The organism is Micromonospora sp. WMMD737, from assembly GCF_049179055.1.
GTDB lineage: Bacteria > Actinomycetota > Actinomycetes > Mycobacteriales > Micromonosporaceae > Micromonospora > Micromonospora reichwaldensis.
This window is the reverse complement of record NZ_JBMHMH010000001.1, coordinates 6149126-6163750: the sequence shown is the minus strand read 5'-3', so window position 1 is coordinate 6163750 and position 14625 is coordinate 6149126. Positions and strand designations below refer to the sequence as shown.

11 protein-coding genes are annotated in these 14625 nt (G+C 71.3%); 6 read left to right on the top strand and 5 right to left on the bottom strand.

Features of this window, described 5'->3' with window-relative positions; genetic code table 11:
- Positions 1-197 precede the first annotated feature (197 nt).
- A complete protein-coding gene (locus ACN27A_RS27450; RefSeq protein ID WP_421457431.1) occupies positions 198-1097 on the top strand; it encodes a cellulose binding domain-containing protein in 900 nt (299 codons plus the stop codon).
- A 52-nt stretch (positions 1098-1149) separates the two neighbouring features.
- On the opposite strand, the gene ACN27A_RS27445 is transcribed toward ACN27A_RS27450, so the two are convergent.
- The 3 genes from ACN27A_RS27445 to ACN27A_RS27435 form a co-directional block, all read right to left on the bottom strand.
- On the bottom strand, positions 1150-2055 hold the full coding sequence (locus ACN27A_RS27445) for a hypothetical protein (RefSeq protein WP_421457430.1): 906 nt from the start codon (positions 2053-2055) through the stop codon (positions 1150-1152).
- A 235-nt stretch (positions 2056-2290) separates the two neighbouring features.
- Positions 2291-3667 (bottom strand): M23 family metallopeptidase, encoded by a 1377-nt coding sequence (locus ACN27A_RS27440; RefSeq protein WP_421457429.1) that lies wholly within the window; start codon positions 3665-3667, stop codon positions 2291-2293.
- A gap of 111 nt (positions 3668-3778) precedes the next feature.
- Positions 3779-5104 (bottom strand): AAA family ATPase, encoded by a 1326-nt coding sequence (locus ACN27A_RS27435; RefSeq protein ID WP_421457428.1) that lies wholly within the window; start codon positions 5102-5104, stop codon positions 3779-3781.
- 235 nt (positions 5105-5339) lie between these two features.
- Between ACN27A_RS27435 and ACN27A_RS27430 the strand changes: the two genes are divergently transcribed.
- Positions 5340-8642, top strand: a complete 3303-nt coding sequence (locus ACN27A_RS27430; RefSeq protein WP_421457427.1) for a hypothetical protein — start codon at positions 5340-5342, stop codon at positions 8640-8642.
- Between the two features lie 235 nt (positions 8643-8877).
- Complete coding sequence (locus tag ACN27A_RS27425; RefSeq protein WP_421457426.1) at positions 8878-9198, top strand: GYD domain-containing protein; 321 nt, start codon at positions 8878-8880, stop codon at positions 9196-9198.
- 46 nt (positions 9199-9244) lie between these two features.
- On the opposite strand, the gene ACN27A_RS27420 is transcribed toward ACN27A_RS27425, so the two are convergent.
- A complete protein-coding gene (locus ACN27A_RS27420) occupies positions 9245-10978 on the bottom strand; it encodes an HNH endonuclease (RefSeq protein WP_421457425.1) in 1734 nt (577 codons plus the stop codon).
- A 174-nt stretch (positions 10979-11152) separates the two neighbouring features.
- On the opposite strand from ACN27A_RS27420, the gene ACN27A_RS27415 reads away from it, so the two are divergent.
- The 3 genes from ACN27A_RS27415 to tmk are packed head-to-tail and all read left to right on the top strand — an operon-like array spanning position 11153 to position 14059.
- Entirely contained in the window at positions 11153-11956 is an 804-nt protein-coding gene (locus tag ACN27A_RS27415) for a hypothetical protein (RefSeq protein ID WP_421457424.1), read from the top strand.
- Positions 11922-13403, top strand: coding sequence for a B12-binding domain-containing radical SAM protein (locus ACN27A_RS27410; protein ID WP_421457423.1), 1482 nt, complete (start codon positions 11922-11924; stop codon positions 13401-13403). The genes ACN27A_RS27415 and ACN27A_RS27410 overlap by 35 nt, the downstream gene beginning before the upstream one ends.
- Complete coding sequence (gene tmk, locus ACN27A_RS27405) at positions 13400-14059, top strand: dTMP kinase (protein WP_421457422.1); 660 nt, start codon at positions 13400-13402, stop codon at positions 14057-14059. Before ACN27A_RS27410 ends, tmk begins: the two co-directional genes overlap by 4 nt.
- On the opposite strand, the gene ACN27A_RS27400 is transcribed toward tmk, so the two are convergent.
- Positions 14017-14574, bottom strand: coding sequence for a class IV adenylate cyclase (locus ACN27A_RS27400; RefSeq protein ID WP_421457421.1), 558 nt, complete (start codon positions 14572-14574; stop codon positions 14017-14019). The two genes, tmk and ACN27A_RS27400, sit on opposite strands and share 43 nt — an antisense overlap.
- Positions 14575-14625 lie beyond the last annotated feature (51 nt).

Genomic DNA, 14625 nt, shown 5'->3' with positions numbered 1-14625 from the left:
GCCTTTCATGGACGGCCTTTGCCACGACACGCTATCGACAGACGTAGATCAAAAGAGACGTCGCCCTATCGGTGAACCGACACGAAAACCGGTGATCGACGGCGGCGGAATCCCGCGCACTGTGCACTGCGCCCCCGCCGGCCGGACGGCCACCTAACGATTGATAAGCATCCATCGGCACTCGTAGCATCATCGCCATGCGTGCCCGTCGCGTCACTCTCGCCGTCGCCCTCGCCGCGCTGCTGAGCCCGTTCGCCGTCGGCGCCGCGCGGGCGGACGACGCCCCGGCGCTCACCACCCCCGGCAGCCCCGTCGTCGTGGTCGACGAGCCCCACCGCCTCACCCTCTCCTGGACGCCCTCGACCTGGGTGGGCGAGCCGGCCGGCGAGGAACCGATCACGTACGAGGTGCGGGCGCGGCTGGGCCCGTACGTCTACCGGAGCCTCGGCAGCACCACCGCCACCACCCTGACGCTGACCAACCTGGCGCCGGGCAGCGAGTACCGGCTCGTCGTCAGCGCCTACACCCTCGGCGGCTACTCCGACCCGTCCCCCGTCACCCCGCTCCGCACCGCGTACGGGCGGGCCAAGGTCAGCTACCTCAACCTCGACTGGTCGCCGACGGACAACCAGATCCAGCACGTCCTGAAAGTCACCAACACCGGCACCGGGCCGCTCGACCTCACCGCCGTGCGGGTGCGCTACCACCTGACCTTCGAGGGCGGCGACACCTCGCTGGTGCCGAACTGCGACTGGGCGGCGCTGGGCTGCGACCGGATCCGCCGCGACGTGACGTTCTTCCCGCCGCCCCTGCCGCCCGGCGGTCCGCCCACGCCGACACCCACCCCGACGCCGACCCGGTACCCGCTGCCGGGCACGCCGGTCCCCGGCTGGGTGGAGCTGACCTTCACCGGGGGCGTCCTCGCCCCGGGCGCGTCGTCCGGGCCGATCCAGCTGCGCCACCACCGGCCCGGGTGGACCGACATCGACGAGCGCGACGACCCGAGCTGGCGCGCCGCCACCGGCCAGTGGGCCGACAACAGCCGGATCACCCTCGACGTCGACGGCGTACGCGAGTTCGGTGACACGTTCGCCTGACGAACACCGGCCGGTGGAACCACCCGCGGTACCACCGGCCGGCGCCGAGTGACTACGCCGTCGCGCAGATGGCGTACGCGGTGCTGGTCCAGTTGCCGGTGAACGTGTCCTCCTCGTACGCGCCGACGGTGGCGGTGGCCGGCGCGGCGGCCGGGCCGCCGTTGGGGCGGAAGTCGTCGACGACGGCTTCGCCGGTCACGCCGTTGAGCTCGTAGCCGGCGCCGGTCAGCACCTTCCCGACCGGGCAGGCCGCAGCGGTGCTGTGGAAGTCGTTCGAGTCGCTGGGGCTCACCGCGGAGGTGCGGACCAGACCGGCGAGGGGGTTGGCGCAGATCGCGTACGCCGTCGCGGACCAGTTGCCGGCGAAGGCGTCGGCCTCGTACGCGCCCACGAAGACCGAGGTCGGCGCGGCGGCCGAGCCGCCGTTGGGGCGGAAGTCGTCGACCACGCCCTCGCCCGTGACGCCGTTGAGCTCGTGGCCCGTCCCGGTCAGCACCTTGCCCACCGGGCAGGTCGCCGTGACGCTGCGGAAGTCGGCCGAGTCGCTGACGCTGGTCGCGGCGATCCGCACCAGACCGGCGACGGGGTTGGCGCAGATGGCGTACGCGGTGAGGGACCAGTTGCCCGCGAACGCCTCCGCCTCGTACGCCCCGACGGTGACGGCGGTCGGCGCGGCGGCCGGGCCGCCGTTGGGGCGCAGGTCGTCGACCACGGCCTCGCCGGTCGCCCCGTTGAGCTCGTAGCCCGTCCCGGTCAGCACCTTGCCCACCGGGCAGGTCGCCGTGACGCTGCGGAAGTCGGCCGAGTCGTTGGCGCTCGTCGCGGCGATCCGCACGAGGCCGGGGACGGCGGCCGAGGCGGGTGCGGCGGGGACGACCACCCCGGCCGCCACGGCGACGCCGAGGATGAGGGTGAACGCGTGGGGTCGGAGCCGGCGGGCTGCTGCCTGAGCTGACATGGAATTCTCCTGTCTGTCGCCTCGGCGGTGACCTCCCGCAGGTGTCGGGTGCGACCGTGACGAGGCGCTGCGATTGACGCGCTCACGCTATGTAGTCGCGCGACCAGGCATTATCCCCAACCTGACTACGTCAAGTAGTCGACTGATTGCCCCCGCTCGGGCCGCCACGCCCGCCGGCATCTCGGATCGCCGGCGGGCGGGCGGCGGCAGGCGGAGCCGTGGTCCGGTCGCGCCGTCAGGCGGTGTAGAGGATCTTCACGCCGTTGAGGCTCGTCGCCGAGACGGTCGCGCCGCGGACGCCGGAGTTGAGGTTGCGCCAGCCGTTGTTGCTCGCCGCCTCGTGGACCATGCCCCCGGCGACGGTGTAGACGTGCTTGACGCCGTTGAAGTTGATCGCGGCCAACGCGTCGGGGCTGATCCCGGAGATGTTGGAGTTCAGGTTGCGCCAACCGTTGTTGCTCGCCGCCTCGTGGACCGTACCCCCGATCACGGTGTAGACGATCTTCACGCCGTTGAAGTTGATCGCAGCCAACGCGTTCGCGCTGACCCCCGAGATGTTGGAGTTCAGGTTGCGCCAACCGTTGTTGCTCGCCGCCTCGTGGACCGTACCCCCGACCACCGTGTAGACGATCTTCACGCCGTTGAAGTTGATCGCGGCCAACGCGTTCGCGCTGACCCCCGAGATGCCGGTGTTCAGGTTGCGCCAACCGTTGTTGCTCGCCGCCTCGTGGACCATGCCCCCGATCACGGTGTAGATGTACTTGACGCCGTCGACGTGGATCACGGCGAGCGCGTTGTTGCTGACCCCCGAGATGCCGGTCCACAGGTTGCGCCACCCGGTGTCGCTGGACGCCTCGTACACCCGGCCGTCGTTGACCGTGTAGAGCAGCTTGTTGGTGCCCATGACCATCGACGCGGTGGTCGAGCCGGTGATGCTGTTGACCGGCAGCATCTGCCACCCGCTGTGGCTGCCGGACTCGTACACCTGGCGGTTGGAGCTGACCTGCCCGCAGTTGTGGCTGGTCATGTTCCGGGCCGACGAGACGGGGCCGGAGATGTAGAGCGGTCCCGTGTTCGGGCTGCCGTCGGACGTGATGCCGGAGGGCACGCCGTGGAAGTACGCCTCGGTCTTGACACCGTCGCGCGTCTGCTCGTAGTGCAGGTGCGGGCCGGTCGAGTTCCCGGTGCTGCCGACCCGGCCGATCTGCTGGCCGGTCGACACCCACTGCCCGGCGCGCACCGGCGGGGACTCGATCATGTGCGCGTAGCTGCTCCGCCAGCCGCCGCCGTGGTCGATCACCACGTACCAGCCGCCGCCGCTGGTCCAGCCGGCGAACGTGACGGTGCCGGCGTACGAGGCGAGGATCGGCCGGCCGTTGCTGGCCCCGCCGGTGAAGGTCATGTCGATGTCGTAGTCGTCATGCCCGTAGTAGGTGGCCATCCGCCAGGTCTCGCCGCAGGGGAACGGCAGCTGGAAGTTCGGCCGTGGGCCCGCGGCCTGGGCCGGTGCGGCCACGACAGCGATGGCGCCCACCATGGCGAGCAGCACGGCGCCGACGCCGGCGAGGGCCAGGCGGGCCGAGGCGAGGACGCGGGCGGATAGACCCGTCATAGGGGAAGTTCCCTCCGGAGCCGGAATTTGATGTTGATGGATGCTAAGGCAGCCATCGACATCCGGCGAGAGGGGGCGGAGGTCCCGTCCGGCCGGTGGCGGGCGGCCGGGTCAGGCGGCCACCGTCGTGCCGGCGAGCAGGGCGAGGATCGTCTGGTTCGCCTCCCAGCCGTCCGGGAACTTGACCGGCACGTCGAGGTGCACGGTCTCCGTCGACGGGTGGGCGTCCAACAGCTCCCCGATCCCGGCGCGCGCCACCACGACGCACGCCTGGCGGTGCCGCGACGTCAACACGCAGAGCCGCCCCGACTCCAGGTGGAACGCGGTCGCGTCGCGCCGCCCCGACAGCGGGTGCAGCACGATCGTCACGTCGTACTCCCGGCCCTGGAGCCGGTTGGCGGTGTCGACGGTGATGCCGGCCCCCGCCGGCCCCAGGTGCGCGCGGATGGCGGCGGCCTGGTCGCGGTGGGCGGCCCCGACGGCGATCCGGTCGGCGGTGACCGGCGCGCCCGCCGGCGCGTGCTCGGAGACGGCGACCGCCCCCCGCTGGAGCACCCGCAGCGCCAGGGCCGCGCAGGCCGAGGCGGCCTCCGCATCGGTACGCAGGGTCTGCCGCGCCGGCAGCTCGTGCAGCGCCCAGCCGGTGGCCGCCGCCAGGTCCACCGTCCGGTCCAGGGCGTCGCCCGCCCCGGGCCCGCCGAGGCGCAACGCCCGGTCGGCCGGGCCGGTGCCGGCGCGGAACCCGGTGAACGGGTAGAACGCCGCCGCGACCACCGGCGCCGCCGAGGCGGGCAGCCGCCACGACACCGGCAGCCGGTGCACCGGCAGCTCCGGGTTGTGCCGCAGCAGCACCGCCACCGCCGACTGCATCGGATCCCAGGTCAGGCCCGTCCAGCGGCCCGTCTCCACCGTCGAGAACGGGTCGAGCTGACCGGGATCGCCGACGAACAGCGCCCGCTCGAACCGCCCGGCCACGCGCAGCAGGGCGTCCGAACGCATCTGGTACGCCTCGTCGACGATCGCCCACGGCCAGGAGCCCTCGGCGACCGTGGCCCACTTGGCGGCCGTACCGATGATGACGGCCGGACCGCCGAGGTCGGCGACCTTCGCGGCCACCCGGACCGTCTCGTGGCCCCTGACCCGCTCCGACGGCCGGTAGTCGGCGGCGGAGAGCCGCCCGATGCGCAGCTCGGGCGCCTTGCGCGCCAGGCGGTCGATGAGGTCGTCGACCTGCTCGTTGGTCTGCGCGATGATGATCAGCGGTTCGCCGGCGGCGGCCAGCTCGACGGCGGCGCGCACCACCAGTGTCGACTTGCCGGCCCCCGGCGGCGAGTCGACCACCACGCCGCGATGGTCGCCGGAGCGCAGGTCGGCCAGTACGGCGGCGATGACCCGTTCCGCCTCGACCGCCGGCGGCACCTCCAGCCCGGAGCGCATCGATTCCCCCTCCCACCGATCACCGGGACACTACGCCTGCCCCACCGCCGAGCGGTGGCGCCGTGCCCCGGTCAGGCCCCGCGCGACGGCCGGCCCCTCGACGGCCGCGGTGTCGGGCCGGTGGCGCGGGGCGGGCGCGGCGGGCCGCCACGGGACGCCGAAACCAGGCTCCCACCAGCGCGGACCCCACTAGCGTGAACGTGCGGGCGGGGACGCCTCCGTCCGGTAACCGGCCATGTCGACCATGGAGGTGTCCGTGCGCGGGCCGAAACGTGGTCCGGTCTGGGCGGCCCAACTGTGGCTGCGCCAGCGCCGGCGCCGGTGGCGCACCCGACGCGAACGCCGGACGGAGCGGGACCGCCGCCGGCGGAGCGACGAGCGGGCCGGCAACCGGGTCAGGTGGCGCTACCGCCGCTGGCTGCGGTGGACCATCGTCGCCGTCGCCTGGACGCTCCTGGGCTGGACCGTGCTCTCCCTGGTCCTGGCGATCCTCGGCACCGAGCCGAACTTCCTGCGGATGACCAGGTGGTGCAAGGGAGACCAGCCGAGGGCGTACTACTGCGGGGAGGTAGTGGGCTTCGTCAAGCCCCTGATGGTCGCGGCGCTGGGCGTCGCGTTCTTCTACTACTGGCGCTACGTCCCGGTCCGCCGCTGGTACCGGCGCAACGTGCTGCGCAACAGCCGGATGGTGCTGCCCAGCGTCGAACGGGGCCTCGACCCGAACGACGTCGTCGGCCGCGACGAGCTGTGCGAGCTGCTCATCCAGCGGCTGCGCGACAGGGCGACCCGGCGCCCGCTGCTGCTGGTGGGCGGCATCGGCACCGGCAAGACTGCCACCCTGGCACGCCTCGCGGAGCTGCTGATGGCCGCCGACGTCGTACCGGTCGGGGTCGACCTGCGGTCGGTCACCGACCGGAAGAAGCTCAACTTCCGCGAGCTCGCCGTCGAGGAGTTCGGACGCACCATCGACACCCGGCTGCGCGCCTCGGGCGAGGCCGACCGGATCTGGCGGCGGCTCTGGCTGGAGAACCGCCTCGTGGTGCTCGCCGACGGGCTGGAGGAGAGCCTCGCTGACGCCGGCGAGCCCGCCGACCGGGACAGCGTGCTGCGGGACGCCATCCATACCGCCGTCCGCGAGCGACTCCCCCTGGTGATCGCCTCGCGGCCCGACGACCCGCTGCGCGGGCTGGACGCGCTGCTGCTGCAACTGGAGCCGCTCGCCCAGGGCCCCGCCCTCGAATACGTGCAGGCCCGCAGCCGCCGCTCGGAGGCGGGCCACCGGTGGGAGCGCATCACCGAGTTGGTCAAGGCCGCCGACGTCGCGGACTCGCCGTTCTACCTGCGGGTCATCGGGCAGCTCCACGAGGTCGACCGGCTGGACCGCGTCGAGCCGGTGGGCCCGGGCCGGGTGGCGCTGCGCTGGTGCCTGCTGGAGGAGTTGTACGCCGCCACCGTCGCCGGCGACCTGTACGAGGACTACGGCCTGCCACAGGTCGAACGGTCCGACGCGATCGAGGTGCTCTCCGCCCTCGCCTGCATCGGACTGCGCGACAACCGGCTGTCGGTGCGGACGACGGAACTCACCGGCGGCGCCGGCGCCACCGACGCCGGCCGGCAGTGGATCCTGACCGAGCTACGCAACCGGCTGCAGAAGCTCGACGCCGGCAACGCGCAGGACGTCGGCCTGGCCGAGACCACCGGGGACGCGCTGAACATCGTGGTGAAGCGGCAGGAGGGGGTGCGTTTCCAGCACGGGGTGATCCAGGCGTACCTCGGCGCGCGCTTCCTCACCGCCGCCATGCGCGACCCCGGCTTCCTCGACCGCGCCTTCGCCCACCACCACGGACCGGGGCGGGAACTGCTGGCCGCCCTCACCCTGCACACCCGCAGCGCGGGCGCGTTCGCGCAACTGGACGGGCGACGCCAGCGGACCGTCCGGCCCGGGAACCTGCCCCGCCTCGGCGACGCCGTACGCCGCAGGGTGGGCCTGCCGGCGGAGAGCCGGGACGCGCTCGCCACCCGGAACATGTCGATCGACCTCGTGCGGCGGCTCTGCACCGAGGCGGCGCGCACCCCGAACCGCACCCGGGCGCTCGAGATGTTCGCGGCCGCGCTGGAGATGGACGCCGCCACCGGGCACACCTCGCACCGGCGGCTGGCCGACACCATCCACAGCGCCTGGTGCCACTACCAGGGCGACGGGTCCGTCACCGACCGCCCCCTCGAAGACGCCAAGATCGCCCTCGTGCACCGCTACGGCGACGCCGCCCGGCAGCTCGCGGAGCGGCCCCCCGACCCCACCGGGCTCCGGTCGCGGCGACCCACCCCGCAGTACGACCAGCTGTTCCTGATGATGGCCCACGAGGGGTCCTACCTGCCCCGGCTGGCCGCGGCCCGCGAGATCGCCGCCGGCGGCAACGCGGCCGTCCGCGCGCTGCACGGCCTCCTGTTCGACCCGCCGCGAGCGGACGAGTCACCGGACCGGGAGCGCCTCGACGAGATACGGACCTGGATGACGCCGTCGCTGTTCCTCTACGCCGACGACGAGCACGGACCCGGCGAACCCAACTGGTGCCACGAGGCCCACCGGGCCCTGCAACGCTGGGTGCACCGGCTGGCCACCGACACCACCGACGGGGCCCGCGTCTACGAGCTCACGCTCGCCCAGGGCTTCCGCCTCGCGGCGAACTGCCGGGTCTACCCGGCGCACCGCAGGCTGCTGATCGAGGAGGCCGAGAAGGCGCTGCGGTACTCCCGGTTCTGGTACTCGCACCTGGTGCTCATCCAGGCGCTGACCCTCCTGGCCCTGCCCCGCGATCCCGGCGAGACACTGCGCGAGCGGGGCCACGGGTCGGACCCGCGCGGGCTTGTCGACTTCTGGACCTCGATCGCCGGTGGCGGCGACCGCGCCCCGCACCGCCACAGCGGCACCGAGCACCCGCTCGTCCGCAAGGTCGCGGACCTGTGCGTCGAGTCGCTCGTCGACCGGCACCCCGAGCGACGCTGCTGGATCGACGAGCGCGAGATCGTCGGGCGGGTCGGGACGGTCAGCCCACAGCCCGGCATCCGCCGGCTCCAGGACTCCTGGCTGCCCGCCTCGCACGGCTGGGCCGTCCTGGAACCACGGGCGCAACGGCTGCTGGCCGACGTGATGCTGCTGCTCAACCTCGCCGACCGGGGCCGGGACAGCACCGAGCGGGCCCGCCGGCTCACCCGGGCCAGCCGGCCCGAGCTGCCGCCGTGCCTCACCATCGACCGCACCGCCATGCGCGTCACCCTCAGCCGCCGCCAGGCCCACGACGTCCAGCCCGGCTCCACCTGCATCGACGACTGCCCGTTCCGGCTGTGCCCGCTGCCGCCGAAGGGCGACGAGCTGCCGTACCAGATGGAGGAGGTCTTCTGCGCCCACCAGATCGACCTCGTCGGGCACTGGTTCCGGCCGGGCGCGCGGGCCGACTGGCAGGCGGTCAACCGCAGGGATCTGCGCGCGTTCTGGCACGAGATGTCCGAGCGGATGGCCCCCGCCTGGCGCAAGTGAGCCGTACGGGCGTCCGGCACCAGGCTTCGACGCATGTGGACGTCGCGATGGCACGGGCCTGGCGACGAAGGCGGCCCTGGTGCCGGCGGTCGGCCCCGGGGTGTCGTACATCCCTGGTCGTCCCGGGCTGGTCCACCGGGCGTCGAGCAGGCGACGGCCATCTGGTGTGCCGGACGGCAGGACTAGACACCGGCACACCGGGTACGCGCGGCCGGAACCTGGAGGTGGTGCCCGGATGGCGAGGTTCCTGTTCACGGCGACCTACACGGTCGAGGGGATCAACGGGTTGGTGAAGGAAGGCGGGGCGAGCCGCGTCGAGGTGATCCAGGCGTTGGTCGAGAACGCCGGCGGCCGGATGGAGTCGTTCGACTTCGGGCTCGGCCCTTACGACGTGTACGTGATCTGCGATCTTCCCGACCAGCAGACCGCCGTCGCCCTGGCCGCCACGATCCGGGCAGCCGGCGGCCTGGACACCCGGATCAACCCGCTGCTGAGCCCGCAGGACATGGACGAGGCGCTCCAGATGAGGATGGCCTACCGGCCGCCGGGAGCCTGACCCGCCGAATCGGCCGCCACGGGAGCCGACGTGGCAGCCGAGGCCGTCACGGCACTCGGGCCACCTTGCGGCGGTGGGCGCGCAGGGCCGCGGCGTCGGGATGGTCCGCTGTACGCACCGGAAGGTGCAGCTGGTCGCCGTTGCGGCGGATGTAGTGCGCGGCCTCCGCCTTGACCCGGATGCGGAGCTGGTCGTCGATCCAGATCAGGCCGCGGTCGAAGAGGTTGTGCACGTCGGCCCGGAGCAGCAGGCCGTTCGTCACCCTGTTCGTGGCGGGTCCGTCGTACGGCGAGATGTGTGCGGCCTGGAGGGCGGCTTCGGTGTCGCAGCCCGTGATGGCGCAGCGGCCCCCGTACGCCTCGAGAAGCCTGCGCCGGAAGTCTGCCTGCCCCTGGCGGGCGGTTACCTCCGCGAGCCGGCGGCGACGGCCCTCCGCCAGCGCCTCGGGCTCCGGCGCTCTGCTCGCCTCCAGCGCGTCGACGAGTCGATCGAACTCGGGCGCGTCCATTCCCCGCACGCCACGCACCGGGCCCGCTGTCAGGACGGGAACGTCCTCCCCGCTGTCGAGGAGATGCCGGGTCAGTGCGGCGTCCCATCGGATCGCCACCCGCCACTCCGGCCCGCCCTTCGTGGCCCGCTGGTACGGGCCGGCACAAGCGACGCCGGCCGCGACGAGGCGTCCGGGTGGCTCGGTGGCGTAGGCCCAGATCCGGTCTCCGGCGGCGATCTGGTGGTAGCCGGCGGAGAGCTGCCAGTCGACAACGGTGTCGCTGCGGAAGTACTCCCAGACGTCACCTCCCTTCCCCGACGAGTCACCACCGACATCCACCGGGTAGATCCAGTCGGTGTGCTCGCGTCGGCCGAGCACCGCGTCGGCGAGTAGCTGGTTGTGACCGCGGGCGTGCAGGGTCCGCGACCGGAGCAGCGGTTCGGTGAGGGCGCGGGCGGCAAGGACGACGCGCTCGTCCCCGAGCGCCGCGATCAGGGCCTCGACGTCGCCGGCGAGGACCTCCTGGTCCGGCCCGGCATCGACGTAGTCCGACGGCCATCTGGTCACGGCGGGATGGGCCGTCCGGAATTCCGTTGGCGTCCAGTGCCCGTCGAGCACCGACTTCCGGACGACCACGAAGCCCTCGGCCCGGGCGTTGGCGCCCGGCTCGGTCGGCTCGTGCAGCACGAACGTCTCCATCGTCTTCATGGAGACAGCCGACAGCCGTGGCGGATCCGTCCGGGTGCCGGGCAGGCAGGAAAGCGCCCAGTGGTCCCGCTCCGTGGCCGCCGCGTCCGGCACGACCGCGTCGAGGTAGATCCGGTTAGCCACCACGACGGAATCGAAGTACGGGCCGTCCGCCAGCCGCTCGAAGCGACTGACGGGATCCGTGGACGCGGTTCGCTGCCCGGGCAGCAGCCGATTGAACCGTGGATTCACCAGGGTGAGCAGTTCCGCCTTGAGCGCCTTCGGGTCACCCGTCTCCCGCCACCTGATCTCGCACCGGCCGAGCCACGCGGCGATCTCGGCGGCGGTCGCCTGCCGGCCGAGTTCCCGGTCGAGCAGCTCGCCGACCTGCTTGTGCAGCACCGACGAGCCCCGGTTGCCCCGCAGGTGGGCGCGGAGTCGTTCCCGCAGGGTCCGCCCCGTCTCGCCCACGTAGACGATGTCGCCGTCGAGAAGGACGACGTGTGTCCCCGGCGCGAGGGGCGCAAGGGCCGCGGTGTCGGGTGTGAACGGCCTCGGTGCGGTGAAGGGATCGAGCAGACCGTCGAGAGTGGAGTCCGGCATCCGGGGAGGCTACCGACGCCGACACGCTCCGGTGGCCCCGCAGGGGCCGTCGCGGAACCGCCGGGATCGACAGCCGTGGCTTGGCCATCCCCGGCACGCACCCGGCGGGGCATCCCAGCCAGCACTGCTCCGAGTGCAAGAATCGCGCACGTTGCGGATCATTGAGGAGGCGGCGTGAGCTTCGACTACCTCTTGACGGACCATCCAGCCTGGCAGACGGACGGCAACGACTTCCACCGCCTGCTGACAGACGACAAGGACGCTGCCTGGCTGCTCACGGTCCGCGGCTCACGGGCCACCTTCCGTGCCGTGTCCGGCGACGGTTCTCCACCACGCGTCGCCACATTCCTCGCGCCATCGCCGGCGCCACCGCAGGCCGCGCCCATCCACGAAGCCCTTTCGGCACTCGGCGCAGTAGGACGGCAGCACAACCCCAGCCTGTGGGATGCCCTGGCGACGGCAATCGTCCGGCAGGTCATCCGGGCCGGGCAGGCCCGTCGGCTCTATCGCGAGTTCTGCCTGCGCTTCGGCCCTGGGGTCGCGCTATCCGATGAGACGGACATTCACTCTTTCCCATCCCCGGAACGTGTGCTAACTCTGAGCGATGACGACTTTACCCACAGTGGTATGGCGTTCAAGCGGAAACCCTTGCGGCATGCGGCACAGGCGTTTCTCGCCCACGGCGAGGCATGGTCGAGACTCGCGCCGTCCGTACTGGTCAAGGAGCTTCAAACCATTCCTGGCATCGGCCCGTGGAGCGCAGGCGCGGCGGTCGCCGACTGGAGCAACGACTGGGCGCTCTATCCGTACGGCGATCTGGCGGTGCGCACCTGGGCGCGGCGGGCGAACCCGGACCATCACTGGCCCGCTGACGAACCGTCGTTCGCGCGAGCGTGGCGGCGAGTGACCGGTGACAGCCTCGCCACCTACACCGTGCTTACCCTTGCCCTCGGTTGCCGGCACAGCGGATCCATCTGACTTTCCGATCCTCGGCGCCCGTCCGAACGAACCGCTGGACCTGCTGCTGGTCAACGCCCCGCTGCGCGACTACGACCTTCGGCCCCGAGTCAACGACTTCACCCTGCCCGTGCTCGGAATGGGCTACATCGCCACCTATGCCGCTGCCCAGGGCTTCCACGTGGGCGTACTTGACGGCGAGTCCCTTGGCCTCAGCATCAGCCGGATCTGCGACATCGCCAACCAGGCCGCACCGCGATGGGTGGGCTTCAACCTTCTGGCGCCCACCTACGAGCTGAGTGCACGCATCGCAGCCGGGCTCGATCCGGCGATTCAGATCATGGTGGGTGGCCACCAGGCCAAAGCCATGCCTGCGATGGTCATCGACGACGTCCGGTTCGGCCGCTTGGAGGCCCTCGTCATCGGCGAGGGTGAGACGCGGGTCGCGGAGCTGCTTCAGGATCGTCGCAATCGGGCTGGGCTGCCCGGAGTCATGTGGCGCGATCCCGTCCTACGCACGCCGGTCACCGGAGGCATACCCGGCTCCGCGGGACACCTTGCCCCAGACATCAACCGACTGCCGTTCGTCGACCGACGCTACTTCGCTGCCGACCCGTACCGCCCAGGCGCCGGGCCGCTGGAGGCAGCCATGGTGGGTGCCCGAGGTTGCCCGTACGACTGTTCGTTCTGTGGGGCCGCCGTCAGCGCGAATCCGGATGTCACGATCCGTACCCGCGAGCCGGAGAACATCATCGCCGAGATGGACGAAGTCCACGCTCGCTACGGAGTGACGGCGTTCCGCTTCGTCGACGACCTCTTCCTCGGCTATGAGCGATTCATCCGACGCTGTATGGCTGCGTTCGGCGAAGCCAGGGTGGGCACCCGATATGTCTGGGACGCCACCGGTCGGATCAACGTACTCGCCCGAGCAGACGACAGGTTGCTTGAGACTCTGGCCGAGAACGGCTGTCGAGAGGTGGCGCTCGGCATTGAGTCTGGTAGCGCACGAGTGCTTGGCCACATCGGGAAACGGATCAATCCGGAACTGACCCGTCAGGTGGTACGCCGGCTCACCCGACTCGGTATCAGCGTCAAGGGCTACTTCATCCTCGGCTTGCCCACCGAGACCCGTACCGAACTCGATGCGACCGTCCAGCACGTCCACGAGCTGTGGGATCTTGCCGACAGCCAGCCCGGTTCCTTCCGGGCCAGTGTGTTCGAGTTCCGCCCGTATCCAGGAACGCCGGAGTGGCACCGGCTTCTGGCCACCGGTCGATACGACCCGGCGCAGTTGCTGGACTACGGCGCGGTCGACCTGACCAGCGACGGATTGGACGAAGCGATGCGAGAACGCGACGAGTTCAACTTCTCGGTGAATCTCCAGTTCGGTGAGGTTGAGCTGCCGTATGTGCGGCGCAGACTCGTCGAACTGGCCCGCGCCCAACACGGTCGATCGGCGTCGCTGTGAGCGGCCGGTTCATCGTCGTCGACGGCCCGAGTGGCGTCGGGAAGACCACGGCCACGGCGCTGCTGGCAGGCGCCCTGGCTGCTGAGGGCTGGCAGGTGCACCCGACGAAGGAACCGACCCGTACGAAGCTGGGTGAGACGGCGCGGTACGGAACGGATGACTACCGCGGTTTGACCCTCGCCTGCCTTGTCGCCGCTGACCGCTACCACCATCTGGAGACCGAGGTCCGGCCGGCACTGGCCGCCGGAAAGATCGTGTTGTGCGATCGCTACCTTGCCACGTCATTGGTGTTGCAGCGGCTTGACGGCGTGGATCCGGCCTTCATCTGGGACATCAACCGCCTCGCTGACCGCCCTGACCTCATAGTCATCCTCACGGGTGATCCGGCTAGCTCGCGTGCAAGAGCCGCCGCGCGGGGGATCCACAGCCGCTTTCATCGTGGCGGGCTCGACGCCGGCCGGCGGGAGATGGACCTCTACGTCCGAGTCTCACAAGAGCTGAGCGACGCCGGATTCGCGGTGCACGTCCATGACGTGGGCGAGCAGTCGCCTGACGACGTGGCCGCCACGCTCCTCGGTCCGGTCCGGGCGCTGCTGAAGGCAGGAGGTAACGGTCAGACCCCGACCGGCAGTGCCGCACGGATCAGTGAATCGTAGGTCTCGGTGCTGCGCTCCAACTCCACTTCCAAGGATCGGGCGAACTGGTCAAGGTCTCGCTGCACCTCGGCGGCCGGGCGCTGCCCGCCGACCATCGCCTCGATCTCGAAGAATGCACCCAGCCCGCGCACCTCATCGAGGCAGAGCGACATCTGCCCGAGTCGGGCGGTACGCCGAGTCTTCACGATGCGCACCGTGGGATAGAAACCCATCGCCAGGATCGCCTCGTGCATCTGGTCCCGGCCGAGCACCTCTGTCTCGTGCTCCTGACAGGCCAGCTCGTTGTCGAGCGGCTTCTTGACGCAGAAGACGTGCCGCCCGTCCTCCGTCCGCAGGCGGGCGAACACCGCGCCCGCCTTGCTCTGGCCGTAGCTCCAGCCGACGGCCGCGTACGCCTGGTCGTCCTGGTGCACCGGCCGCGAGAACGTCGCTCCTCGGGCTTCGAGCGCCTCGGTCAGCACCTCAGGATCATTGACCCGGTACTTGACCTCGATCTCCCGGAGCCCGTCGGTCATCACATCTCCATGGCTGCGGCGGTTGTGGACCGGGTCACTCAACCACAGGGC